Raw genomic sequence first — 24,523 nt, forward strand, 5'->3', positions numbered from 1 at the left:
ATCGTCAGGTTGATTGCCTTGGCGAAGTTCAGGCTTGCGCTGTGCCGACCTTGCCGGTGGCGGTGCAATTGTTCCGGACCGCCTGATACAGCAGGCTGGATACCAGGAACCCGAGAATGGCCAGCACACTCATCAACGAGAACACGTAGTTGTAGCCCTGTTGACCCGGGAAGTGGTCGAGGATTGCGCCATAGATGACGTAGGCGAACATGCCAGGTGCATAGCCGATCAGGCAACCAATGCCAAAGGCCGAGCCTGTGATGTGCTGGGGAATGCCGACTTCACCCATGGGTGCCCAGAACACGCCGCGCATGGAAAAGACAATCATCGCGAAGGAGAGGGTGGCCGCCATGCCCGCATAGATGAAGCCCGGGCTTTTCGGGATGAGCATGATGGCGCCCATCAGCGGCAACAGCGCCAGGAATGCCCACTTCAGATAGCGGCTGGAGCTCTTGAATTGCTTGTCGGCAATGAAGCCGCCAGCGGGGCCGCCGAGGATCTTGAGGAAGTACTGGTTGATGATGCCATAGGCGCCCACCAGGGCTACGGGCAGTTCGTACATGTCCTTGAGGTAGGGAATGAAATAGGTCAGGCCGCAGTACACGATGTAGACCATGAACACGTTGAGGCTGACCAGCCAGATACCCGGCACCTTGATCGCCTCGAGCAGGTTCGCCAAACCGTTCTTCGGCTTGGCGGTGGACTGGCCAGTGCCGCCCTTGAGCAGCAGCCAGGTCAGGGCGCCGGCAAGAATGTCGATGACCGAGTAGAAGAGGATCGCCGATTTCAGGCCGTTTTCACCGGATCCCATGGCGACGAACACGCCCAGTGCAGAGAACGCGACCAGGGTATCAACGACGCCACGTCCGCCTTCGAGAAGGCCAAACAGGCGTCCCTGTTCTTTGTCGTCACCCAGATTGCGGATGGCCTTGAGCAGCGAGGGCCAGAAGATGCAGTCAGCACACACCGCCAGCAGGCAGAACACGATCAGCAGATTGCTGAAGGGCGGAAAGGTCGCCAGGTAGAGCCCGAGGCTGCCGGTGCCGATCAGGCCCAGAGGAATCAGCTTGCGGGTGTCGTACCGATCGGCGAGCACGCCGCCCAACACGAACAACGCGGTGGCAATGATGGCGTTGGCGCTCAGCAGCACGCCGATTTCAGTATGGGACAGCCCCATGAATTCCTGCATGGGGATATAGAAGGCGTCCTTGAGGTTCGCCAGCTTGTAGATGGTGCCACCACCGAGGATGAGAATCAGGAATCTGAGCCATTTGGCCTTGTCATGGGATGTCATTATTGTTCTCCAGGCGTAATCGGGTAGGCAGTGCCGGTCGGCACATCAGGTTCAGGCGTCAGGGCAGTGGGCCAGGGTCAACTCGGCCAGTGTCCGGAACTCGGCCAACAGGCTTCGTACGTAGGCGACCTGGTTGTTTGCCCAACGGTGTTCATCGGCCAGCATGTGTTCCAGCGAGTAGCCTTGCGGCAGCGCTGTTTCACTCATTTCCCGGTACGCAATGAACGGGTCGGCGGCTTCGTCGAGCTGGCGGAACGCCGGGGCGACGTAGTGGTTTTCCTGCTCGAGAATGAAGGCGATCACTTGCGGGGTTGATTCGCCGAGCATCAGCAGTTCGAACAACATGCGCGCGTTGGGCAGGTCGTCTTCGTCACAACCTTGCAGCACGCCGTAATGCCCGAAGCCGTTTTGCTCGGGGACGATGCGCACACCCTTGAGGTGGGTCTGGCGTATGTGCGGCGCCAGGGTGCGCAGTGCCACAAGAGGCTGTTCGCAGGCATTGATCATGTTGCCGAAATCGAACAGGGCATGCAGTCGCGGGTGGTTCAGCCGATTCAGCAGTTGCGCGATCTCGGCGCTCTTGAGTTCTTCATGCTGCTCGAAGTCGAAGAACAGGTCGTGCTCGTCCGCTTGTTGCGCGAGGTACTCCAGGTCTGTCTCGATCAGGTCCATGACCCGCGACAGCGCCCCTTCGTAGCGTGAGTAGACACGGATGTTGCGGGTGCCCAGCGCCTTGGCAATGGCGATCACTTGATCGACATCCTTTTTCAAGGTGCTGCTGATTTCCAGATGCACATCGAGCCCGAGTGCATTGGCCTTGGCAGCGAACGCCTGAAGTTGTGCGGCTGTCATTTGGCTCAGGCTGTTTTCTTCACCGTCGAGCAAATGCAGGCTCAGACCCTGCAGTTCGTGGCGATAGGCGAAGTCCAGCAGGTCGCCGGGTGTGACGCGGCCGTGGGTCAGGTTGGTCAGCAAGGGATAGGCATGGGCAAACAGGCGCAATTGCCCAATTCGGTCGAGCAACTGGCGGGCCAGTGCCTCGGTCAGTACGGGAGGTGCCCCGGCCTCGACAGCCTTGTGGCTGAGCAAGGCGTTGAAGCGTTCCTGGATCTTATTGTTCATTGGAGTCGTTCCTGGTTCAGACGCCGGGTCTGCCGGCGCAGCCTTTATCGCGCCAGTCAGGAACTCTCGATAGATCCATTATCAGTTAAATCATAAGACCACTTGCCTTGGGTCAAGTGGCCTGCTGCAGGTAGCCGAGCTTGCTCAAGGCCTGGGCAAGCGCTTCGACGCGCGCCTGGGCCTGGTCCTCAGGGGTGCTGGCAAAACCGATCAGCAGCGCCGGCGGCAAGACATGCTTGAGGCAGTAGTCACTCAGGGCATAGGTATGAATGCCGTGTTGGCCGAGCTCCTTGGCCAGGGTGTCGCCATCAAGATGCGCGGGCAACCAGGCGATCAGGTGCATGCCGGCTTCCACGGGCGTGATCCTGAAGAATGTGCCCAAGCGTTGCTGCAGCTGTTCGACCAGTGCCTGCTGGCGAGCCTGGTACAGCGCGCGCATGCGCCGAATATGCCCGAGAAAGTGGCCTTCGCGCATGAAGTCTGCCGTGACGGCCTGCAGCAGTGTGGGCGGGCTGCGGTCCATGACCGCGCGCAGGGTGCAGAAAGGTTCGATCAAGGCGTTCGGCAGTATTACGTAACCCAGTCGCAGCGAGGGGAAGAGCACTTTGCTGAACGTTCCGGCATAGATGACCCGGGCCCATTGGTCCATGGCATAGAGTGCCGGCAGCGGGCGACCGTTGTAGCGAAATTCGCTGTCGCAGTCGTCCTCGATGATCCAGCTTTGATTGCGCGCGGCCCAGTCGATGAGTTCCTGGCGCCGGGCGTAGCTCATGGTGATGCCCAAGGGATGCTGACGGGAAGGGGTGGTAAACACCAGGCGGGCGTCAGGGCACTCGGCCAGGCCTTGCCGGATATCGATCCCCTGTTCGTCGATACGCAACGGGACCACCAGCCCGCCCTGGGCCTGGAGCGCAATGCGCGCCGCGATATGCCCCGGATCCTCCATCCAGAAGCTGTCCTGCGGATTGAGCAACAGCATGCCCAGCAGGTTGAAGGCTTGCTGGGCGCCGGAAACGATGACCACCTGCTCGGCACTGCAGTCGATGCCCCGGGCATCAAAGACGTATTCGGCAATCGCCTCGCGCAGGGCCAGCAATCCTTGCAGTTCGCCATAACCGAGCATGGCCTTGGTCGGCTTGTGCAGATGGCGATTCAACAGCCGCTTCCAGACGGTTTGCGGAAACGCATCGTAGGCGCTGTGGCTGGGCAGGAACGAAGTCGGGCTCCCGGTCGCCCAGTCGGCATAGGAAACGCCGCGGAAATGATCGCTGCGCAACGACAGCATGGACTGGCTCAGATCGGACAGGCGAGGAGGCTGGCGCGGGTGCTTGTCGTCATCAATGCCGCGGTTTTCCCATTCATGGCCGACATAGGTCCCGGCCCCGGTCCGCGACGTCAGAAAACCTTCGGCAATCAGTTGATCGAACGCATTGAGAATGCTGATTCGCGAAAGCTGCAGTTCTTTGCTCAAGGTCCGGGTGGACGGCAGGCGTACGCCGCCCTGAATCCTGCCGCCGAGTATCTGTTTGCGAATCTGCAAGTAGAGTTGGCGGTACAAGGGGATGGAACTGGCACGGTCCAGCTCGATACCTGACAACAGCAAACCGGCGGAGGATTTCATTGTTTGTTCGTCTGGATAGTGTGTGAATTGCCGTCAGGCACCTGGATGCGAAAGGGTATCGAGCAGTACTGGATAAGTCATCCACCACAGGCATTGGTACAGTGCAAAAGACCCTAATGGAATTTCAGCACTGCTGCGCACTAACATGTGCTGGCATGGTCAATAGACCGCGTCCGACCCTCGGCGGTCGAACGACCCGGAACCGACCGGCCCCCGCATCGGCCATTTGATCAAGGACAGTGAAAGCATGCTCGCCGCCACATAATCAGCAACAGCCTCCACCTGGTTCCGTGAATCGGGACTCGCCCTACGGTTACCCCTCAATCCCTTTCGAAGATTTAACCCATGTACCTACGCAAAATTGCAGTTGGGCTGTCGGCCCTTGTTTTGCTCTCGTCCGGGGCTGAAGCCCGCAGCCTGCTGGATCTGCTCAAACCGCCCGCCGCGCATCATGAACCCGCATCCCGCTCGGGCTCGATCAGCCAGGGTGCGGCCCTGGACCTCTACTCGAACAAACAAAGACAGGCATCGTTTGACGGTTGTGCAGAGCTGTTCCCGGCAGCGAAACCGATCAACACCGCCACAGTGCCGGCAACCATGAAACCCCTGGCGCTGTGTTCCGATAACTTCGCGGTGCTGTACTCGCAAACCAGCAAGACCCCGCTGGTGGTGGTCGAACGCCTGAATGCAGCGCAGTTGCAGGATGCCAAAGGGGAAGAGCGCACCAACCAGTTCTATCCTGACCCACGCATCCCCAAGAGTGGGCGCGCCGAGTTGAGCGACTACCGCAGCCAGCATCCGGCCGTGGACCGTGGTCATCAATCCCCGGCGGCCGATGCACCGAACGCCAATGCCATGGCGCAATCCTTTGCGCTGTCGAACATGGTGCCGCAAGACCCGACCAACAACCGCAAGATCTGGAGCAAGGTCGAGTCGGATGTCAGGAAGTTTGCCAAGCGCGCCGATGGCAACGTGTTTGTCTTTACCGGCCCGCTGTTCGACCCTGGCCACTCCACCATCGGCGACAACCAGGTCTGGGTGCCGACGCGCCTGTTCAAGCTGGTGTACGACGCCTCGTCGCAACGTGCCTGGGCCTACGTGCTGCCCAACGGTGAAACCCGTATCGAAAGGCCGATGGACTATGAGGCTTTCGTGAAGACCACAGGACTCAAGTTGCTGGGCAATCTACCGGTCACGGGGTCCGCAGGGCGCACTTGATGGCTGGATGAGCAGCACCCCAAAGGTTGGTTGCAACCGATGGGGTGTTTCATCGCCATGGACCGCGCAAAAGAAAGGTCCGGGAAATAAATCCGGCCGGTAGTAACAATTTGTAAATTTGAACTATACCCAATAGGGCAATCGCTCCTGACCCCGGGACATGATGCCTGCACAGATATTCGTCCCAGGAACTTCAACGTCAAACAGACCGAGATATTCTGGTTATGAACGCTTTGAAAATCGCGGCCGCCGGTGCGGCCCGGGATTCCTTTCGAGATACCCGCGCAAATTTCCTGTCTGGCGCAGCACTGCTTCGTGCTGATCGTGACCATGGCTCTGGAAAACGACGACAGCATCGTCCTGCGCAACACCCAACCTGCAAGGTTTACCTGGTCAGGCAGTGAGCATTGGCCCACCTGTCCGGCTGCGTGCTGCACGTCGCCAGGCTCAGGTTCAAGACTCTGAAAAGGCAAGGAGTTTGCGATGGCTGATTCAAGCAAGAAAATGAGCCTGATGGGGCTCACGACGCTGGTAACGGTCAACATGATGGGTTCGGGTATCATCATGTTGCCCACCAATATGGCGCAATTGGGTGCCGTCTCGCTGCTGTCATGGATCTTCACGGCGATCGGCTCGATGGCCATCGCCTACTGCTTTGCCCAGTGCGGGGTGTTCTGTCCGCGCTCCGGCGGCTTGTCCGCCTACACCGAGGAAGCCCACGCGAAGTCGGGTTTTTTCCTCTGCTCGTACCTGTACTTCCTGTCACTGGCCATCGCCAACGTGGCCGTGGCCATTTCGGCGGTGGGCTACATGACGGCCTTCGTGCCGTGGCTGGGCACGGGGGCGATTCCGCTGTGCATCGGCACGATCGCGTTGATCTGGCTGACCACCTTCGCCAACTTCGGTGGCCCGGGCATCACCGGCAAGATCGGCGCATTCACGGTGTGGGGCGTGATCATCCCGGTGGCGGGCCTGAGCATCATCGGCTGGTTCTGGTTCAAGCCCGATGTGCTGGCCGCGGCCTGGAACCCGAACAGCCTGCCGATTTCCGAAGCCGTCGCCAAAGCCATACCCCTGACCCTGTGGGCCTTCCTGGGCATGGAATCGGCGGCCCAGGCCACCGATGCCGTGGAAAACCCCAAGCGCAACGTGCCGTTGGCCTGCCTGTTCGGCACCCTGGGGGCCGCCGTGGTCTATGTGCTGTCGACCACCGTCATCCAGGGCATCATTCCCAATGCCGAGCTGGCCAAATCCTCGGCGCCCTTCGCGTTGGTCTACGCCACGATATTCAGTCCGATGGTGGGCAATATCGTCATGGCCCTGGCGGTCATGGCCTGTGTCGGCTCGCTGCTGGGCTGGCAATTCACCCTGGCGCAAACCGCGAAGATGACGGCTGACCAGAACCTGTTCCTCAAGCTGTTCAGCAAAGTCAATTCGATGAATGCGCCCGTGGTCGGCATGATCGTCTGCGGCGTGCTGCAGACCCTCATGGCCCTGTCGACCATCTCGCCCGACGCCGCCGCCCAGTTCAGCAAGCTGGTCAGCCTGGCAGCGGTCACCAACCTGATCCCCTATATCACTGCACTGACGGGGCTGCTGGTGATCATGCACAAGGCCGGGGTCTCGCAAGCGATCTACTCGCGCAACGTGGTGGTACTGATCATTGCGATAACGTACTCCTTGTACGCCCTGTATGCCTGCGGCAAGGACGCAGTGATGGGCGGCACCCTGGTGCTCGCGGTCGGCTACCTGCTCTATGGGTTCCTCGCCAAGCGCTTCACCGAAGCGCCATCGGCCAATCAGGCCAGGGCCGGCAACCCCTAGGCGTGGCCATCAGGACTGTACAGACATCTGCATACGGGGAAACCGGACATGAACGTACCATTTGCCACTACCACCAGACTGCTGCTGGCCTTCGCACTCTCGACGCTGCCGCTAGTGGCCGGCGCCAACACCCTTGAACGCGTACGCAGCAGCCACACTTTTACCCTGGGCTACTTGCCTGACCTGGCCCCCTTCAGCAAGCAGGAAGGCGACAAGGCCAGCGGTTATGCCATCGACCTGTGCCTGAAAGTCGCCGACAAGCTCAAGAGCGAGCTGGGCCTGCCCGACCTGCAAGTGCACTACCAGCCGGTAAAGATTTCGGACGAGGTCAGTGCCGTGAGCCAGGGCACTGTCGATATCCTCTGCACGCCGACGCCGCCGACCCTGGAGCGGCGCAAGATGATCAGCTACTCCATACCGATCTACACCGCCGGCCTCTCGGTGGTGGTGCGCAACGATGCGGCCGAACCGCTGCTCAATGTGCTCAATGGCAAGGTCGCCAATACCGGCCCGACCTGGCGTGCCAGCATCAATAATGGCCTGGCCAACCAGACCTACGCGACCCTCGAGGGCGGGGTGACCGAAGACTGGATTCGCGACAAGATGCGCCTGCTCAACGTGATCGCTTCGCTGGTGACCGTGGCCAGCATCGACGAGGGCATCAAGCTGGTCGCGCAGGGCAAGGCCGATGCCTTCTTCTCCGAGCGCATGCTGTTGCGCAACGAAGTTGCGAAGGAAGGCGCGGCGAGCAACCTGATGATCCTGGACCGCATCTTCGAGTATTCGCCGGTGGCGATGATCGTGGATCGCAGCGACGAAGACTTCCGCTTGCTGGTCGATACGGCCCTGAGTGAAGCCTATTACTCGGGCTTCGTGGAAAAGGCCTACGACCAGTATCTGGGCGGGACCAACCTGACCGTGAAAAACCTGTTCAGGGTGTATGCGTTGCCCTGATGGGTATTCTGTAGGAGCGAGCTTGCTCGCGATGGATTCAAGGGCGCTGCGTTCAGTCAATGAGCACGCGTCTTCGTTAACGACCATCGCGAGCGAGCTCGCTCCTACAAGTGAGCTGTGTCAATTGGCGAAGACCATGGCGAAGTAGCCGAGGACCGTCAGCAGGATTCCCGAGACGGCAAAGGCTACGGGAAAACCGACCCACGGCACGTTGCTGCCGATCTCCGCCGCGGCCTCCATGCACGGCCCGGAATGACTGCGGGCACCGGCCATACCGCCCATCAGTACCGCCGGATTGATTTTCATCAAGTGATAGCCAACCACCCAGACGGCAAACGGCGGCAGCATGCAGGTGACGAAGCCCACCAGGAATATCTGCACGGCGAGCGTTCCCGTCAGTTGCGCGAGCAGGGTGGCGCCGGCATTGATCCCGACGATGGCAACGAACACCAACAGGCCCATGTCTTCAAGGATGTTACGCGCAGCGCTGGGCGTATTGCCGAAGAAGCGCAGGCGCGAGGACAGTGACGAGACGATGATTCCCGACACCATCAGGCCGCCAGCGCTACCCAGGCCGACCGAAGCGCCAAAGGCGGGGAACTGGATCAAGCCGATCAACAGCCCCAGGGTCATTCCGACAAACAGCGTCAACAGATCGGTCATGCTGCTGGGCCGGGCGATGACGCCGAACAACTCGCCCGCACGTTGCACCGCGTCGGACAGGCCGGTGACGAAAAGCACGTCGCGGCGTTGCAACGTGGTCTCCGGCCCTGCGGGCAGTGGTACTCCGCCGCGCTGGATGCGCGTCAACTGGACCTGCCCGGCCAGGTCCAGTCCGCGGAACTCCCTGAGCTTCTTGCCGATGACGGCCTTCTCGGTGACCAGTATCTCCGCATGATCCAGAGGTACGGCGAGCGCCCTGGCGTCATCGACCTCCGGGCCGATCAGACCGATGTTGGCCGTGAGGCCTGTACGTGTGCCGCCCAGGGTTATCACATCGCCCAACTGCAACCGTATATCAGGATCTGCCCCAAGCGACTTATCGTCGCGATGCACATTGACGACACGATACTCAGGGAATCGGGCAAGAAATTCGCGGATGGTGAGGCCGGCTGTCGTACGGTTTTGCAGGTGATAAGCGCGCAATCCGAAGACCTTGTCAGCGGTCAGGCCGTCGTCCTCGAGATCGTGCATCCCGTGCTGTTCCTCATAACGACGGGCTGCCGACCTGGCATCCACACCCCACCAGCGCGGCATGTATTTGCACATCAGTACGATGCCGACAGTGCCCCAGATGTAAGTGATGCCATAGGACAGGGTAATCATCGCGGACACCCCCTCGACCGTGTCGCCCGGTGCCAGGTGGACGGCGCCTGAGGCCACCGCCTGTTCGGCCGAGCCGATGGCCGAGGACATGGTCGTGGCCCCGGCGAGGATTCCGCCGGCCGCGCCTGTCGGCAAGTTGAAAAGACGGGTGCCCACTACCACCACGGCCAGGCTGAACACACTGCAGATGACCGCCAGGAGGGTGAACTTCAGCCCGTCATCCTTCAGGCTATTGAGGAAGGAGGGACCGACGCGCAAACCGACCCCGTACATGAACAGGTAATAGAAGAGGTTCATGGTGAAGGTGTCGAGCTTGAACGTGACGCCATAGAGGGACGCGGCAATGGCGATGCCACAGCCAACCACGATGGCGCCGCCGACTGTGCCCAACCCGTAACCCTTGATGGTGAAGCGGCCAATCAGCACCGCCAGGCTCACCACCAGGAACAGCAACATGTAGGGGTTGTCATTGAGAAACGAGAAAAGTGCCTGCACTGTTTGAATCCCCTGTCTTCGCTACGTGAATGCCTGCTGCCAGGAACTAGCGTAGCGTCTGAATCCGCGCGGGGTTGGCCCGTAACTGAAAACGCCCGCCAGGATTCAACCTTGCGGGCGTTTTCAGTCTTTTGATCAAAGCGCGTTGCGTTTCAGTTCGCAGCGCGGTGCTCCGTCGCTCAGAGGTCAGTGATTTCCTTGTGACGTGGAACCAAAGCCTTCATCACGCTCCACGCGACCAGATAGGCAACGGCGCAGATGGCGAACATGATCATGTAGCCGGTATGGATATCTCCAAGCAACTTGTAATGGTCAATCACCCAACCGCCGGTCTTGGTCATCACGACGCCGCCAAGGCCACCTGCCAGACCGCCAATGCCGACGACCGAGGCGATCGACTTTTGCGGGAACATGTCGGATACCGTGGTGAAAATGTTGCACGACCACGCCTGATGCGCCGAAGCGCCCACCCCGATCAACAAAACCGGTACCCAGAAACTGATGTAGCCCAACGGCTGCGCCAGCAATACCAGCAGCGGGAAGCAAGCGATCACCAGCATGGCTTTCATGCGGCCGTCATACGGCGCGTCGCCACGTGACATGAAGTAACTGGGAAACCAGCCACCACCGATACTGCCCACCATGGTCATGGTGTACAAAACGGCCAAGGGGAACACGATGGCCGAACCTTTCATGCCGTACTGAGCCGACAGGTAGGTTGGAAGCCAGAACAGGAAGAACCACCAAACGCCATCGGTCATGAATTTGCCGAAAGCAAAGGCCCACGTCTGGCGATATGTCAGCAACTTGAACCATGATACTTTTTTGGCCGCGACGTCCGCGGTCTTCGGGCTGGAGATCTCTTGCGCGTCACTGCGGATATAGGCCAGTTCCTGGGCCGACAGACGCTTTTGCTTTTCCGGGTTTTCGTACAACGCAATCCATACGGCCACCCAAACGAAGCCCAGCATCCCGATCACGATGAAAGCCGCCTCCCAGCCCCAGATCCCGGCGATCAACGGCACACAGATCGGGGCCAGAATCGCGCCCACGTTCGCACCGGAGTTGAAGATGCCGGTGGCGAAAGACCGCTCTTTCTTCGGAAAGTATTCGGCCGTCGCCTTGATCGCGATCGGGAAGTTGCCCGCTTCGCCTATCGCGAGCACTGCGCGTGACAGCATGAAGCCGGCGATCGATACAGGTATGACAGCGAGCCCCAATGCACTGCTCAGACTGGCGATACCTTCTCCCATCGGCACCGCAAAGGCGTGCATGATTGCGCCCGTAGACCAGATGGCAATCGCTGCCACGTAGGCCGTCCTGGTGCCGATCTTGTCGACCAAGCGACCGGCAAACAGCATGGAAATCGCGTAGACGAACTGAAAGACCGAGGCGATGTTGGCGTAGTCAGTGTTGCTCCAGCCAAATTGCGTCGACAGTTCCGGTGCCAACAGACTGAGTACCTGGCGGTCCAGGTAATTGACCGTGGTAGCAAAAAACAACAGCGCACAGATGGTCCAGCGATATTTGCCAACAGCTTGGCCAATGCGTTGCGGATTGATGGGCTCGTTCAGATTCATGGCATCACTTTATTGTTGAATTATGGTGATGATCTCTCGGTTTAAAGCGAGATCGATTGGGTCTTGGAGCATTGCCGGCCTGCGCATGGTCAGCGCCGGGACTGTCATCGGCACTTGTCGCCGACTTTCTGGAAACAAGCGCTCTTGAGCCCTGTGGCCAAAAAGTGATGTTCGGCTAGAGCTGTCGGGCGAGAGGCACAGTCGTGCGCACCGGGCCGGAGCGCGCAAAAAGGCAGGCAGCCAGGTTCGAGCCATCGGAAGTGGCAATGAGAAAGGCGGGGGGAGGGAAGTAAGTAGGCGTCATGATGGGCTTCGACTCATTTTTATTTTTAAAGTCAGTCTGCTGACAAATTGTAAGACGTCGTACAACGATGACCTTATATCGATTTCTCCCGGGGGCTGTCAATACGAACGATCACCGTCCGTCCGGCTTTGAATCGGCTGATTCGCGTAGGGCTATGGCTTTAAACCTAAGGTTTTGATTTTTTGGATGTTGGCTTTGGCCGTTTGGGTATTGGCCAGGATTTTGCGGGGTTGTCCGATGACTGGTGGGGTGTGTTGTCGCGATTTTCGGTTCGCGCAAGCGTGCGAACGACTGTTTGCGATGGCTGCCTGTTGTCCGCACGCAAGATGGGCAACAGGCGCCAATGGCTATCGGCTGAAACGCTCGGCCAGGCTGTGCAGGTACTCGGCCATGACTTCAAGGTCCTGGCTGATCGCGGCGCCTTGCGTGGCCTGCCCGGCGCTGTGATCGCACAGCTGGGCGATGCGCGTGATCTGTTGATTGATGTCTTCAGCCACGTGGCTTTGTTCTTCGGACGCCGAGGCCATCTGCTGGCTCATGCCGGTTATCCGGGTGACGGCCTGGCTGATGCCGACCAGTGCCGACTGCACCGCTTCGACACTTTGCATGCTTTCGCGGGAAATCTGCTCGCCACGATTGGCCGTTGATACGGCGCGATCGGCACCGGTGTAGAGCGACGCGATGATGCCGTGGATCTGTTCGGTGGAGGTACGGGTACGCTGGGCAAGGGAGCGCACCTCGTCGGCAACCACGGCAAAACCGCGTCCTTGCTCGCCGGCCCGGGCCGCCTCGATGGCCGCATTGAGCGCCAGAAGGTTGGTCTGCTCGGCAATGGATGTGATGACATCGACGACACTGCCGATCGATTGCGTTTCGCTCGCCAGTGCATTGACCGCCTGGCCAATTTCGCTGACCGCCTCATGCATGGTTTTCATGGCGCTCAGGCTTTGTTGTGCCAGCTCGCTGCCTTCGCGGGTCAGCTGGTCAGCCTCCGATGCCGCATGTGCGGTGCTGACGACGTTTTGCGTGACTTCCAGAATGGTCGCGGCCATCTGTGAAATCGCGGCGGCAGACTGATCGGTTTCACTGCGCTGACGATCCAGCGACTGCGCCTGGGAGCCGGAGAGTTCTGACGACTGCGCGGCCTTGGCCTTGACGTTGACCCCGGCATCGACGAGCCGGGAAAGGGCGGTCTGCAGGCGCGCTTCCTCACTGACCATGGCCATGTCCAGACGCCCCTGGGGGCCGTGGTTGTCGCTATAAGTAAGCGCGACCAACGGATCGGAAAAGGCTTTTGGATGCTCGGCCAGGGTGCGCTCGATGGCTTTGCGATGTCGCGACTCGATCAAATACCAGGCAATGGTCAGGCTCGCCACCAGCACTCCCTGTGCCGCGACTTTGGGCAGCCACTGATCACCGAGCAGCGCAATGCCCCCGGCGATCAGCAGTGGCCACCCGTTCTGCAGCGGCCAGAAAATCCGCGCGCTCAGCGAAACGATCGGCTTGCCGGCCCGCATCCTTGCATAGAGTGCAGATGCCCGGCGGACCTGGTCGCGGGTGGGCAGTGAACGAACGGACTCGTACCCACTCAGGCGTCCGTTCTCATAGATGGGCGTGACGTAGGCACTGACCCAATAGAAGTCACCATTTTTTGCGCGGTTTTTCACGATGCCCATCCAGGGTTTGCCCTGCTTGATGGTGTGCCACATATGGATGAATACCCCGGGTGGCATATCGGGGTGTCGTACCAGGTTGTGCGGCTGATCGATCAGTTCGTCGTAAGTGAAACCGCTGATGGCAACAAAGGCGTCGTTGCAGTAGGTGATTCGGCTATCCAGATCGGTCGTGGAGATCAACCGTTGCTCGGCGGGGAATACTCTTTCATGCTCGGTTACGGGTAAATTCACGCGCATACAATGCGACCCCTCGGATTATTATTATGATATTGAGCATATGAATCAGACAGGCGCCCAGACATTGCGTCGGCCGGGCCTGCCGTCAAATCGTGGCGTTCAACGTGCGGGCCCGAAGAGGAATTTATGGACGGTGAAGGTTGGCGACCCTTCTTCCGACGACAAATTCTTTTCATTTCATGACAAGTCCGCGATGCGGCTGTGGAATCCTGCCCAATATTGATTCAAGTGAGTTCTGGATCGAGAAACGCTGAGGGGGGCACGGCATAGCCTTGGGTGAGGGATGCTGTCGCGCCTCTATTCGAGGCAGGCTCCAGGCATTGCCGGCAAGCCATGGAGAAAGGCGGCTATCTGTCGGTTATTGCGCAAATGCAACTCAGGAATCTTCGGGCCTATGGCCAGGCGTACCGCCTCGATACCCGGTCGGTAGCCTCGATCGAAATGCCACACGAACGCCAGGAACGTCAGGAACGCCCGATCGAGCTTTGCTGCACAGCCGGTTGCAAGGTCAGGGCGAGGGCGGATTTGCCGCTGCCGGCATTGCCCAGAATTACAATCCGTTGCACGAGAGACGTCCTGTCAAAAAAGCCGGCAATTGTGCAGGTTTCAGCCGGCCCGTTAAAGACAGTTATCTGTGTGAGTCACGCACTGTTCATTTTCACGCCGTAGCATTCACGCTTGCGCCTTTCTCTTGCGAGGGAACGTCATGCAGGGAAATCCTTGAGGTCTCCGGCAATGCCAGCCCACCGGCCAGCGCGAGCAATGCAACGGCGATCAGGTAGAACGCCGGCGACAGGTTACTGCCGGTGCTGCTGATCAGCCATGTCGCCACCAGCGGAGCGGTGCCGCCGAAGAGGGTGTACGCCATGTTGTAGGTGATCGCCGAGGCAGTGTAGCGGGTGCGGGTAGGGAAGGTTTCCGAGAGCAGGGCTGCCGTCACCACGCCACACAACACCGCGCCCATCGCCAGCAGCATGACGCCGACGATGGAGGCTGCGAACGAGCCGGAACTGGCCATCAGGAACGATGGATACACGATCACGATCAACAATACGCAAGCCGTCACCACGGTCATTCGACGCCCGACCCGGTCCGAATACAGCCCGGCCAACGGGCAGATCGCCGCGGCGAACAGCAACGCAATCAGTGACACCAGCAACGCCGTGGCGCGACTCAGGCCGCCGGCGACTTGCAGGTAGGTCGCGAAATAGGTGGTGAACATATAAAACGACAGTGCCGTCAGTGACACAAAGGCGCCCAGGCAGCCGATGGCCGCACCATGGTTGCGCAGGGTTTCCTTGAGTGGGGAGTGCGCGACTGCGTGTTCCTGGGTCACCGCCTGGAAGGCCGGTGTCTCATCGAGCTTCCAGCGCAAGTAAAGACCGACCAGGCCCAGGGGCGCGGCAATCAGGAACGGCAGACGCCAGCCCCAACTGCCCATTGCTTCGGCCGACAAAGACGCCTCGAGTGCGTAGGCCACCACGGCTGCCGCGGCAAAGGCGGAAAATGTCGACACCGGAATGAAGCTGCCGTACCAGGCGCGCTTGTCACTCGGAGCGTGTTCCATCAGGTAGGCACAGGCTCCTGCGTATTCTCCCCCGGCGGAAAAGCCCTGGGCGCAACGGATCAGGGACAGAAGAACCGGCGCCATGACGCCGATCGCCGCATAAGTGGGCAGCAGGCCGATCAGGGTTGTCGCACTGGCCATCAGCAGAATGGTCATCGCCAGGGTCCGCTTGCGACCGATACGGTCACCGAGCATGCCGAAGAAAATCCCGCCAAGGGGCCGAAACGCAAAGGCCACGGCGAATACCGCAAAGGTCTTGAGCAGCGCGGCACTGGCATCGCCGCTGGGGAAAAACTGCTGGGCAATGGTCGTGGCCAGAAAGCCATAGACGGCAAAGTCGAACCACTCGACGAAATTGCCGATGCCGGCGGCCACGATCACTCTTCTCAGCGTTTGCGGGCTGACTTGTTCCATCGTTGCGTTCGTCATGCTTGACCTCGACAGTCCGTGAGTATGCTATCGATTATCGGGGCAGACACCGGGGTGGCTCACTTCAAAAGTGTCATCCACATAGTCAGCACCGACTTCATGCCGCTGAATCACGCATGATTCGCGCCAGATTGGCCGACACAGAGCACGGGCTGCTTCGTATCAATCCAAGGAACCCCAAGCCAGTCCTGTTCGATCAGAAGGCGAAAAGTTATCAGGCTCGCTGGCCCTGGCTCAGGGTCATGGCGCCGCAAAGTTGAACCGGTTGAATGTCTCAAGCTGATATCATTGAAAAATTACCGGCTGAGTAGAACCACATGAACCGTCAAAAGAAACTGAAGCAGCTGTTCAAGGAGAAGGCCAAAAAGGCCAGTGCCAAACTGGCACCGAAGAACAAGCCCAAATACATTTGCAAGGCCGACCGATTGAAGCTGGCGGCGGAAGCCAGTCACGACCCGGTCACTTCCACCGAGAGCTGATCCTTGTAGCTCGCACGCCACTCGACAATTCAAGCCCTGGTTCTTTCGAACCGGGGGCTTTGTCATTTATCGGTCATGCATCATCGCTGCGCTGCATCACCGCCGACCTAGCGAATACCGGTACCCGCCATCGACTCGGGTACCCACTGCGCCGTCGACAGCGGCTCGATGTAGCGGATGCCGCCATGCGGGCCGACCACGCCATTGATGTTGTAGGTGCCTTTGGACAGGTCGTAGGTCATGAACGGGGTGGCATCCGGGACTTGCTGGTCGTAGCTCTGGCTGAAGAACGCGAAGGAGCCACGATACAGTTGGCCACTGGTGTCGTACTGGTCGGAGGCCACCGCGGCCCAGGTATCTTCATCCAGGTAAAAGCGGCGCTTCTGGTAGATGTGCGTGGCGCCGGGCTTGAGATTGCCCTCCACGACATAGACCCGGTGTTTTTCCCAGCGGACGAAATCCGGGGAAACGAAATTGGGGGTGGTCAGCGATTTGGCATCGCGCGCGTAAGTGAGTTTGTAGGTGTTGTACGGCACGATCATTTCCTGCTTGCCGACCAGCGTCCAGTCATACAACTCGAGCGCACGGGCGGTGCCGGGGTTGGGTGTGTCGTAGGCCAGGATCGAAATCTGTTTGACCCGGCGCTGGGCAGGCATGTACTGCCAGGCGCGGCCAGGAAACTCTGTGGCATTGGTGGCGTTCTTGAGCATGATCGACTCGCCGGCCCGGCGCGCAGGTCCGGTGTAGGACAGTTTCAACTGATAGTAGATGTCCGAGCTGCTGAACGGCTTCGACAGGTTCTCGTAGATCGGGAAGGACACGTATGCTTCGCCGGTGACCGCCAGGCTCGGTACACCCGCCGTGTCAACGCTCCAGGAGTCGTACTTGGAATGGATGTTGACGCCCTGGTAGCGCAGCAGGAAGTTCCACATCGCTTCGGCGCCTGATTGCGGGATCGGGAAGGGCACCCCCGGCATCACATTGTCGATGGCGGTCCCGCCGTTCAGGGACTTAGCGTTGGTGGCATTTTTGCGGCTATTGTCCAGTATCGCCTGTGGTAGCGATGCGGTGCGGTGGGTCGGGTACACGTCGATGCGAAAACCGGGGTAGCGCCTGGCCAACGCCACGGTAGTGGCGGTCAGCAGGCCTTTGTATGCATCGACGTTCTTGCCGTTGATCACCAGCAGCGGTTTTTCGCCCGCAAAGGGGTCAGGACGCATGCTGTCGCCGGTCTTGAAACTGGAGGGGGCCGTGGTCAGGCCACCGTTGTAGGGCGGAATGGAGCCATCGCCATTGCCGGCCTTTTCGGCACCTACCCACGTCAGGCTGGTGCCCAGGCGCTCGGCGTCATGACCCGATACATAGGCTTGAGCATCAATGGCCAGTGCCATGAAGGGCACGGCAGCCAGAAGACTTTTCACGAATTTCATATTGTTATTCTCCTGCCTGGCGTACCAGGCAACTCGTGACTCGGGCGCCGCGGATACATCCGTCGGCCCGATCGCCAGAGGTTTTTAGAGCCTCCATTAAAAAGCCGTTGATTCGGGGACGCTTTTCATTTGGCGACAGTCCCTTGGCTATTCATGACAAACCGGACGTTGTCGAGCATGTGGCGGACAGAAACGGTTGTGCCGGGCAACCCGTAGCGAATAACTTGTCGTCCGTCTCAAAGTTGGCTTTAAAGTGAACAACTTCATTAAAAAAACCGTTATAAGTTATTGACGGGAAACTCATGGCACATTGCTATCTATCAGCAAGTGAGTTTCGGCAGTTTTTGGCTCAGGGAGCGCTGATGAGTTTTCGTACATTGACCGATTCCCCGCGACAATCGAGCCATTGCAAGGTTGCCGCACAGCAACCACCCGTGAACCCGGATACTGTCGGCATGGCGTGTGCCGGCAATGACGACACGATCGAGCAATTGCTGGAGTCAGCGCGCAACTGGGCCCATACCACCCGCTGGGCGTTTTACCGTGCCGGTGAACAAATGCATTGGGTCGGGCAGGGCGACCCGCAGGTGCAATGGCCTTCAAGCATTGCCAATGAAGCGTTTGACGCCTTTTGCCTGACTTCGAACCTGCACCGTTGGCCGACCGGCAGGGGCGAAAGTGTGCTGGGTTGGCTGCTCGCGCCGGTCAATGAGGCTGCGGAGCCTGCGTTCACCGAATTTGCCCGGCGCCTGGGCATTGAGCTCCAGACCAATACCCTTGCCCGTGCGCAATTCACTCAACGTGTGCTGTATGAAATTACCTATCTGGCCAGTTCAACCCGTGACCGCGCAGTGTTCCTGGTGGGTGTTCACCGGCTGCTGGCCAGCCTGATCGACGCCGAAAATTTCTATCTCGCGCTGTATAACCCGCACACGGGCAAGATCGACTACCCGTATTACGTCGACATCATCGACGTTGATGCCCTGGAATCGGAAAACTACGAGTACCTTGACCGTTCGCGCCTGTCGCTGACCGGGCAGGTGTTGACCACTGGCCAGCCGCTGCTGATCGACGCCGCCGGCATTCTCGCGGCCCAGGCCGAAAAGCGTTTCTACTGCGTGGGCGATCGTCCCGAGTTCTGGATGGGCGCGCCGTTGAAAAATGCCTCGGATGAGGTGTTTGGCATGCTGGCGATGCAGGTCTACGACGTTTCCCGCATCTACAGCGCTGAAGACCGCGCGCTGTTCCTGGTGGTTGCCCGTCACGTGGCCATGGCGCTGGACCGGATTCTGCACCGGGAGGACCTTGAAGAAACGGTGATACGTCGCACCCTCGAACTGTCGGCACTCAACGATGCATTGAGGCAGGAAGTGGCCGACCGGGAGCGCGCCGAACATCTGCAGGGCGCGCTGTTCCAGATTGCAGAACTGTCCAGCCAGCCGGGTGACATGGCCGAGTTGTTTCAAACCTTGCATGGCATCGTCGGTGATCTGCTGTTCGCGCAGAACTTCTACATTGCGCTGTTCGACGACGCTACCGGCGAAGTCACCTTTCCCTATTACGTGGATGAACGCCAGACGACCACCCCGGCGGCACGGCGAGGGCGTCGGGGCTTGACCGAGTACGTGATCCGCCAGCGCCGACCTTGCCTGATTGACGCCCCGGAGGCCGAAAGGCTGTCTGCGCAAGGTGAAATCGAAGTTGCCGATGAGAACGTACGCTCCTACTCCTGGCTGGGCATCCCGTTGTTCGAAGACGATGTGGTGCGCGGCGTGCTGGCGGTGCAAAGCTATACCTCGCAGGAGCGCTATACCCTGCGCGACCAGGAACTGCTGACGTTCGTGTCGCGCCACATAGACACCGCGTTGTCGCGGCGTACGGCCGCCGAAGCGATCCACGCGGCCAACCTCAAGCTGGAAGCCCGGGTGCAGAGCCGTACCCGCGAACTCGATCACGCCAATGCCAAGTTGCAACACGAAAACGCTCACGATGCGCTGACCGGGTTACCGAATCGCACCTACCTGCAGCAGCGCCTCAATCTGGCCTGGTCACGGTTCGGCAGCGAAGGCGGGCACCTGGCGGTGATGTTCATCGACCTGGACCGTTTCAAGATGGTCAACGACAGCCTCGGCCATCATTTTGGCGACCTGCTGTTGATGCAGGCGGCCCAGCGTCTGCGCGGTTGCCTGCGTGACACCGACATGCTGGCGCGCCTGGGCGGCGATGAGTTTTCGGTACTCGCTCCCGAGGCCCCGCTGGAGGTGATGATCGAAATCGCCGAACGGATCCTGGTGGCGTTCGACCTGCCGTTTTTCATCAATGGCCATGAAGTTTTCTCGTCGTGCAGTATCGGTATTGTCAGTGCCGACAGTCAGTTCCACCACGAGCCCGCCGACTTGCTGCGCGATGCCGATGCGGCGATGTACCGGGTCAAGAGTGCCGGGCGCGACAGCTACGCGGTGTTCAACCAGGAAGTGCGCCGTGAAGTCTCGGACCAGGTCGAGCGAGAAGGGGCCTTGCGCAACGCGCTCAAGCGCACCGACGAGCTGGTGCCGTATTTCCAGCCGATCGTCAGCGTCGAAACCGGCGAGCTGTTGGCCCTCGAAGCGCTGATCCGCTGGCATCAGCCGGGGGGCCGGGTGATCGCGCCGGGCGAGTTCCTGCCGGATGTCGAGGGCTTGCGCCTGATCGGCCGACTGGACCTGTACATGCTCAACAGCATTGCCGCGATCCTCGCGCAGCCCGAACACGCCAATTGGCCCGCGGTGCACGTCAATTGCTCCAGCTACAGCATGACGCGCCCCGACTTCGCCAGTGAGGTGCTGGCACTGTTGGCGCAACATGGGGTCTCGCCGTCGCGTATCTGCCTGGAATTGACCGAAGGGGCGCTGGTCGCCGAGCCGGCGATTGCCCGCCAGACCATGCAGCAACTGGCTGACAACGGCATGTCGGTGGTGCTCGATGACTTCGGTGCAGGGTTTTCATCCCTGAGCTATGTGCATCAATACCGTTTCAGCGGATTGAAAATCGACAAGTCGTTCATCTTCGAACTGACCACCAGTGCCCGCAGTCGCGCGATCGTCCGGGCAATTGTGCGGATGGCCGAATCGCTGGACCTGAGTGTGGTGGCCGAAGGTGTCGAGGATCAAGCCACGCTGGACCTGCTGCGTGAAATGGGGGCAGGGCAGGCCCAGGGTTATCACTTTGCCAGGCCTATGGCGCTCAAAGCGCTGTTGGCGAGCTCACTGCTCGGTCGCCAGGATGGCTGATGTCTCCAGGCAGATCACCACGTGCCTGCTGGCGTTGCTTGCGCTTTGCCTGACGCTTGAAGCGCCGGCCCAGCCCAACGACTGCCCGGCCGGCGAGAAACAAGTGTGCCTGGACGGCTGTATCTGCCTGCCGGACCTGGTGCCTGATGACGTCTACCAGCTCGCGGCTCCCGCCCTGGCCCTGTGGCTGACCCAGGCCCGTGCCGAAGCCGCGAGCGCCGACCTCCAACCCATGCCGGCGCACATCCGCGAGCAACTGCTGCGCTGGTACGACCCTGGCGTCCTCGATACCGCACGCTACAAAATCAGCGACAACGGCCAGCTCACCGCCGCCAATGCCATGCTGCAAAACCCCGACGTCGGTGCCGTGACGCTGATCGATATCATCCTGTTCCGGGACGCTCAGTCCGCCGAACAGGACATCGCACTCTGGGCTCACGAGCTCAAACACGTACAGCAATATCAGGAGTGGGGAGTGCAGGGATTTGCCCAACGCTATACACAGGATTTCAATGCCGTGGAGGCACCGGCCTACGCCATACAGGCTGAGGTCAGGCGGTCGCTGCGCAAAGAGACGGACTGAAGCTGCAATGCCGTCATTCGAGCAGTGACACCAGCCGTGGTTCGATTGACTGCGCACGCACTTCAAGCAACGCCAGCGTGACAGGCAATTTGAAGCGTCGGCGTCCGGCGCTGCCAGGATTGAGGAACAGCCGCTCGGCGCGCCAGTCGATGCAAGGCTTGTGCGAATGACCGGTGATCACCAGGTCGATACGCTCATCCGGACCGATCGCAACATCGGCGATGTCATGCACCAGCAAAGCCGTCCAGCCGTTGAGGTCCAGGCGCAGGCAGTCGGGTAATCCGCGTGCCCAGGGCGCGTCCAGGTCATTGTTGCCACGCACCGCATGGACCGGTGCGATGGCGGCCAGTTGTTCGAGGATCTGCGCGCTGCCGATGTCACCCGCGTGAACGATGCAGTCACATCCCTGCAGAGCGCTGATGGCTTCGGGGCGGAGCAGACCGTGGGTGTCGGAGATGACGCCGACTTTCATCGCGGGTGGGTCGAGTGCCATTGTGACGGACCTGTTGATGAGGTTGGCTTGTGATGGCTGTCTGTTGTGACTACAGATCTTCGAAGAGATCTTTGTAGCGCCTTAGAAGGTCCCCGGATAGGCACCACCGTCCAGCAAGAGGTTCTGCCCGGTGAGATAGCCTGCGTGGCGGCTGCACATGAACGCACACAGCGCACCGAACTCGTCAGCAGTACCGAACCTGCCGGCAGGGATGGCCCCGCGCTTTTTCTCCAGCGCCTGGTCAAGCGCCTGGCCGGCCGCATTGGCAGAGGCCTGAGTCGATTCGCGCAGGCGATCGGTGTCAAACAGCCCCGGCAGCAAGTTGTTGATCGTGACGTTATTGGAAACCAGCTGCGGCTGGCGCGCCAATCCGGCAATGAAACCGGTCAAGCCGCTGCGAGCGCCGTTGGACAGCCCCAATATGCCGATCGGCGCTTTTACCGCGCCCGAGGTAATGTTCACAATGCGACCGAATCCGCGTTCAGCCATATTATCGACAGTGGCCTTGATCAGCTCGATAGGTGTGAGCATGTTGCCGTCAAGGGCGGCCATCCAGTCCTCGCGAGTCCAGTCGCGGAAGTCTCCCGGCGGCGGACCTCCGGCGTTGGTCACCAGAATATCGAGCACCGGACAGGCTTCCAATGCCGCTTCGCGCCCGGCGACGGTGGTGATGTCGCCGACCACGGTTTTAACCGTGACCTTGTTGTTCAGCAGACGCAGTTCAGCGGCTGTGTCTTCCAGTGCCATTGGATTGCGCGCAGTAATCACGACGTTCACGCCTTCCGCTACCAAGGCTTTGGCGCAACCTTTGCCAAGGCCTTTGCTCGCGCCACAGACCAGTGCCCAACGCCCTTCGATTCCAAGTTTCATGCTGACCTCTCTGAATGATTAAGTGATACGACTACCAGGTTCAATCGAGTTGCGGCCCGTCATACCCCTCGACAATGATCAGATCAATGATGGAAATGGGCTGACGAATCTTCGCCGCGTCCTGGTATTCCGGGGAGTTCCAGCAATCGATGGCAGCCTGATAACTGGGGAATTCAATGACCACGTTGCGCGCCCGGCTCTGACCCTCCAACGTTTCGAATCGCCCGGCGCGAATGACAAACCGTGCGCCATACTTTTTGTAAGCCACGGCGTTGGCCGTGGCGTAGCGCTGGTACTCTTGCAGATCACTGACGTCGACCCGGCCAATCCAATAACCCTTGGGCATAAATCCTCCAGTTCAATAGTGTTCGATCAATAGATAACGGTCAGTCGCCGACCGGCCCTTTGAGCAGCACCCAGTAGGCCAGTGCCGCGACCACTGCGACCACCGCGCTGACCATGAAGGCCGTGGCGAAGGAGCCCGAATGCTGAATGCTGAATCCGGTGACGATCGGCGCGATGGACCCGGCGATGTAACCGCCAAAATTCTGGATCGAGCCAAAGGAGGCGACCCGCCGTGTGGAGACAATGGTATTGGCGATCATCCAGGCCGTTGAACTGGCCAGGTTGATGCTGAACAACGCCAGACACAGCAGCACCACACTCAGGGTCAGACCGCTGCCAAACGACAACGGCAGGGTGAACATGGCCGCCAGCAACAGGCCGGAAATGGCCGTCACCTTGCGGCTGCCCAACACGCTCATGCCGCGCTTGACCATGCGGTCGCAAATGCGCCCGGCGGCAATGGTGCCAAAGGCCCCGAACAAGTAAGCCAGCGAGACCACCCAGGCGGTTTTGTACAGGCCCAGGCCATGTTCGCGCTCGAAGTAACCCGGTAACCAGGTGAGGTGCAACCAGAGCATATAGATGACGCCCATGAAACCCAGTACCGCGCCCCAGGTGCTGCGGTACTGGAACAGGCTCAACCAGTCGGCAAGCAGTGCCTTGCGCGGTGCCGGCTCAGCGTTTTTTTCGGCGACCTGGGCAACCTCCGGCGACGGTTGACCGCTGGCGGCCAGCTCGGCCAGGTACTGTTTTTTGCTCTTGTAGAACATCAGCCAGCACGTGGCCAGGACGATGCCGATCAGCCCGGTGATGACGAACATCCCGCGCCAGCCGAAATTGATCATGAACAGTGTCAACAATGGCGGAGCCAGGCACGGCCCGATGCATGTCGAGGACAGCACGATGCCGGTCGGCGTCCCGCGTTTCTCGGCCTCGAACCACTCCGACAAGGCCTTGGCCGCCGACGGGAACATCGGCGCCTCACCCACCCCCAGCAGGATCCGCAGGCCAATGAAGCCGGCAAAACTGTTCACCAGCCCGGATACCGATTGCGCAACGGACCAGGTCAGCAAGGCGGCGCCGAGAGAGATTTTACTGCCCAGTCGATCGATGATGATGCCCAGCGGCAGCTGGGCGAACGCGTAGGCCAAGGAGAACGCTGACAGCAAGATGCCCATCTGCGACGGGCTGATCAGCATGTCTTTCTGGATCGAGGTATTGGCTATCGAGAGCGCGCTGCGATCCAGATAGTTGACGATACCAATCAGCAACAACAAAACCACGGTGATGCTCTGGTACTTCTTCAGGGACGAGGTCCGGGCACGACTACGCTCGAGACCTGCAACTTCGGTTGCGGATTCAGGGATCATATCAACACTCTTTTTATTGTTGTTCAGGTGGGTCGCG

At 59.9% G+C, this 24,523-nt stretch carries 17 protein-coding genes and 4 pseudogenes; 7 read left to right on the forward strand and 14 right to left on the reverse strand.

Annotated features, from left to right (window positions below):
- Nucleotides 1–28: 28 nt before the first annotated feature.
- From ACLD1X_RS14185 to ACLD1X_RS14195, 3 genes are all read right to left on the reverse strand, one after another.
- The gene (locus ACLD1X_RS14185) at nucleotides 29–1,294 is read right to left on the reverse strand and encodes an MFS transporter (protein ID WP_429368570.1); all 1,266 of its coding nucleotides are present in this window, start codon (nucleotides 1,292–1,294) and stop codon (nucleotides 29–31) included.
- Between the two features lie 51 nt (nucleotides 1,295–1,345).
- Complete coding sequence (locus tag ACLD1X_RS14190) at nucleotides 1,346–2,416, reverse strand: sugar phosphate isomerase/epimerase family protein (protein WP_429368572.1); 1,071 nt, start codon at nucleotides 2,414–2,416, stop codon at nucleotides 1,346–1,348.
- A 112-nt stretch (nucleotides 2,417–2,528) separates the two neighbouring features.
- Nucleotides 2,529–4,037 (reverse strand): PLP-dependent aminotransferase family protein, encoded by a 1,509-nt coding sequence (locus tag ACLD1X_RS14195; RefSeq protein ID WP_429368574.1) that lies wholly within the window; start codon nucleotides 4,035–4,037, stop codon nucleotides 2,529–2,531.
- Between the two features lie 345 nt (nucleotides 4,038–4,382).
- Between ACLD1X_RS14195 and ACLD1X_RS14200 the strand changes: the two genes are divergently transcribed.
- The 3 genes from ACLD1X_RS14200 to ACLD1X_RS14210 all read left to right on the forward strand — a co-directional run bounded on the left by ACLD1X_RS14200 (nucleotide 4,383) and on the right by ACLD1X_RS14210 (nucleotide 8,033).
- On the forward strand, nucleotides 4,383–5,255 hold the full coding sequence (locus ACLD1X_RS14200) for a DNA/RNA non-specific endonuclease (RefSeq protein WP_429368576.1): 873 nt from the start codon (nucleotides 4,383–4,385) through the stop codon (nucleotides 5,253–5,255).
- A 483-nt stretch (nucleotides 5,256–5,738) separates the two neighbouring features.
- Nucleotides 5,739–7,079: a putrescine-ornithine antiporter gene (gene potE / locus ACLD1X_RS14205; RefSeq protein WP_429368578.1), complete on the forward strand. Its 1,341-nt coding sequence runs from the start codon at nucleotides 5,739–5,741 to the stop codon at nucleotides 7,077–7,079.
- Between the two features lie 48 nt (nucleotides 7,080–7,127).
- The gene (locus ACLD1X_RS14210) at nucleotides 7,128–8,033 is read left to right on the forward strand and encodes an amino acid ABC transporter substrate-binding protein (protein ID WP_429368580.1); all 906 of its coding nucleotides are present in this window, start codon (nucleotides 7,128–7,130) and stop codon (nucleotides 8,031–8,033) included.
- Nucleotides 8,034–8,153: 120 nt separating this feature from the next.
- On the opposite strand, the gene ACLD1X_RS14215 is transcribed toward ACLD1X_RS14210, so the two are convergent.
- The 6 genes and pseudogenes from ACLD1X_RS14215 to ACLD1X_RS14240 form a co-directional block, all read right to left on the reverse strand.
- Nucleotides 8,154–9,854 carry an aspartate:alanine exchanger family transporter gene (locus tag ACLD1X_RS14215; RefSeq protein ID WP_429368582.1) on the reverse strand — a complete coding sequence of 567 codons (1,701 nt, stop codon included), beginning with the start codon at nucleotides 9,852–9,854 and terminating at the stop codon, nucleotides 8,154–8,156.
- Nucleotides 9,855–10,033: 179 nt separating this feature from the next.
- Nucleotides 10,034–11,434, reverse strand: coding sequence for an MFS transporter (locus ACLD1X_RS14220; protein WP_429368584.1), 1,401 nt, complete (start codon nucleotides 11,432–11,434; stop codon nucleotides 10,034–10,036).
- A 651-nt stretch (nucleotides 11,435–12,085) separates the two neighbouring features.
- A pseudogene (locus tag ACLD1X_RS14225) lies at nucleotides 12,086–13,060 on the reverse strand (methyl-accepting chemotaxis protein); the annotation flags it as partial.
- Between the two features lie 312 nt (nucleotides 13,061–13,372).
- Nucleotides 13,373–13,651: pseudogene (locus ACLD1X_RS14230) on the reverse strand (PAS domain-containing protein); the annotation flags it as partial.
- A 297-nt stretch (nucleotides 13,652–13,948) separates the two neighbouring features.
- Nucleotides 13,949–14,173: pseudogene (locus ACLD1X_RS14235) on the reverse strand (AAA family ATPase); the annotation flags it as partial.
- Nucleotides 14,174–14,309: 136 nt separating this feature from the next.
- Nucleotides 14,310–15,647 (reverse strand): MFS transporter, encoded by a 1,338-nt coding sequence (locus ACLD1X_RS14240; protein WP_429368586.1) that lies wholly within the window; start codon nucleotides 15,645–15,647, stop codon nucleotides 14,310–14,312.
- Between the two features lie 131 nt (nucleotides 15,648–15,778).
- Between ACLD1X_RS14240 and ACLD1X_RS14245 the strand changes: the two are divergent.
- Together ACLD1X_RS14245 and ACLD1X_RS14250 are read left to right on the forward strand one after the other, a co-directional pair.
- Nucleotides 15,779–15,907: pseudogene (locus ACLD1X_RS14245) on the forward strand (nucleotidyltransferase family protein); the annotation flags it as partial.
- Nucleotides 15,908–15,964: 57 nt separating this feature from the next.
- Entirely contained in the window at nucleotides 15,965–16,126 is a 162-nt protein-coding gene (locus ACLD1X_RS14250; RefSeq protein WP_429368588.1) for a DUF2986 domain-containing protein, read from the forward strand.
- A 107-nt stretch (nucleotides 16,127–16,233) separates the two neighbouring features.
- Here ACLD1X_RS14250 and ACLD1X_RS14255 read toward each other — a convergent pair whose 3' ends face one another.
- Nucleotides 16,234–17,556 (reverse strand): DUF1329 domain-containing protein, encoded by a 1,323-nt coding sequence (locus ACLD1X_RS14255; RefSeq protein WP_429368590.1) that lies wholly within the window; start codon nucleotides 17,554–17,556, stop codon nucleotides 16,234–16,236.
- Nucleotides 17,557–17,918: 362 nt separating this feature from the next.
- On the opposite strand from ACLD1X_RS14255, the gene ACLD1X_RS14260 reads away from it, so the two are divergent.
- Nucleotides 17,919–20,825 carry a sensor domain-containing phosphodiesterase gene (locus ACLD1X_RS14260; RefSeq protein WP_429368592.1) on the forward strand — a complete coding sequence of 969 codons (2,907 nt, stop codon included), beginning with the start codon at nucleotides 17,919–17,921 and terminating at the stop codon, nucleotides 20,823–20,825.
- Nucleotides 20,818–21,408 (forward strand): eCIS core domain-containing protein, encoded by a 591-nt coding sequence (locus tag ACLD1X_RS14265; RefSeq protein WP_429368595.1) that lies wholly within the window; start codon nucleotides 20,818–20,820, stop codon nucleotides 21,406–21,408. Before ACLD1X_RS14260 ends, ACLD1X_RS14265 begins: the two co-directional genes overlap by 8 nt.
- Before the next feature lie 13 nt (nucleotides 21,409–21,421).
- Here ACLD1X_RS14265 and ACLD1X_RS14270 read toward each other — a convergent pair whose 3' ends face one another.
- The 4 genes from ACLD1X_RS14270 to ACLD1X_RS14285 form a co-directional block, all read right to left on the reverse strand.
- Complete coding sequence (locus ACLD1X_RS14270; protein WP_429368804.1) at nucleotides 21,422–21,880, reverse strand: metallophosphoesterase family protein; 459 nt, start codon at nucleotides 21,878–21,880, stop codon at nucleotides 21,422–21,424.
- A 102-nt stretch (nucleotides 21,881–21,982) separates the two neighbouring features.
- Nucleotides 21,983–22,771, reverse strand: a complete 789-nt coding sequence (locus tag ACLD1X_RS14275; RefSeq protein WP_429368597.1) for an SDR family oxidoreductase — start codon at nucleotides 22,769–22,771, stop codon at nucleotides 21,983–21,985.
- A 40-nt stretch (nucleotides 22,772–22,811) separates the two neighbouring features.
- On the reverse strand, nucleotides 22,812–23,117 hold the full coding sequence (locus ACLD1X_RS14280; RefSeq protein WP_429368599.1) for a DUF1330 domain-containing protein: 306 nt from the start codon (nucleotides 23,115–23,117) through the stop codon (nucleotides 22,812–22,814).
- Between the two features lie 40 nt (nucleotides 23,118–23,157).
- On the reverse strand, nucleotides 23,158–24,423 hold the full coding sequence (locus ACLD1X_RS14285) for an MFS transporter (protein ID WP_429368806.1): 1,266 nt from the start codon (nucleotides 24,421–24,423) through the stop codon (nucleotides 23,158–23,160).
- Nucleotides 24,424–24,523 lie beyond the last annotated feature (100 nt).

This window comes from Pseudomonas sp. 18173 (assembly GCF_050432945.1).
Lineage (GTDB): Bacteria > Pseudomonadota > Gammaproteobacteria > Pseudomonadales > Pseudomonadaceae > Aquipseudomonas.

Coding starts and splice junctions, on each gene's coding strand:
- ACLD1X_RS14185 (WP_429368570.1), bottom strand. CDS start 1,294: ATGACATCCCATGACAAGGCCAAATGGCTCAGATTCCTGATTCTCATC.
- ACLD1X_RS14190 (WP_429368572.1), bottom strand. CDS start 2,416: ATGAACAATAAGATCCAGGAACGCTTCAACGCCTTGCTCAGCCACAAG.
- ACLD1X_RS14195 (WP_429368574.1), bottom strand. CDS start 4,037: ATGAAATCCTCCGCCGGTTTGCTGTTGTCAGGTATCGAGCTGGACCGT.
- ACLD1X_RS14200 (WP_429368576.1), top strand. CDS start 4,383: ATGTACCTACGCAAAATTGCAGTTGGGCTGTCGGCCCTTGTTTTGCTC.
- potE (WP_429368578.1), top strand. CDS start 5,739: ATGGCTGATTCAAGCAAGAAAATGAGCCTGATGGGGCTCACGACGCTG.
- ACLD1X_RS14210 (WP_429368580.1), top strand. CDS start 7,128: ATGAACGTACCATTTGCCACTACCACCAGACTGCTGCTGGCCTTCGCA.
- ACLD1X_RS14220 (WP_429368584.1), bottom strand. CDS start 11,434: ATGAATCTGAACGAGCCCATCAATCCGCAACGCATTGGCCAAGCTGTT.
- ACLD1X_RS14240 (WP_429368586.1), bottom strand. CDS start 15,647: ATGACGAACGCAACGATGGAACAAGTCAGCCCGCAAACGCTGAGAAGA.
- ACLD1X_RS14250 (WP_429368588.1), top strand. CDS start 15,965: ATGAACCGTCAAAAGAAACTGAAGCAGCTGTTCAAGGAGAAGGCCAAA.
- ACLD1X_RS14255 (WP_429368590.1), bottom strand. CDS start 17,556: ATGAAATTCGTGAAAAGTCTTCTGGCTGCCGTGCCCTTCATGGCACTG.
- ACLD1X_RS14260 (WP_429368592.1), top strand. CDS start 17,919: ATGAGTTTTCGTACATTGACCGATTCCCCGCGACAATCGAGCCATTGC.
- ACLD1X_RS14265 (WP_429368595.1), top strand. CDS start 20,818: ATGGCTGATGTCTCCAGGCAGATCACCACGTGCCTGCTGGCGTTGCTT.
- ACLD1X_RS14270 (WP_429368804.1), bottom strand. CDS start 21,880: ATGAAAGTCGGCGTCATCTCCGACACCCACGGTCTGCTCCGCCCCGAA.
- ACLD1X_RS14275 (WP_429368597.1), bottom strand. CDS start 22,771: ATGAAACTTGGAATCGAAGGGCGTTGGGCACTGGTCTGTGGCGCGAGC.
- ACLD1X_RS14280 (WP_429368599.1), bottom strand. CDS start 23,117: ATGCCCAAGGGTTATTGGATTGGCCGGGTCGACGTCAGTGATCTGCAA.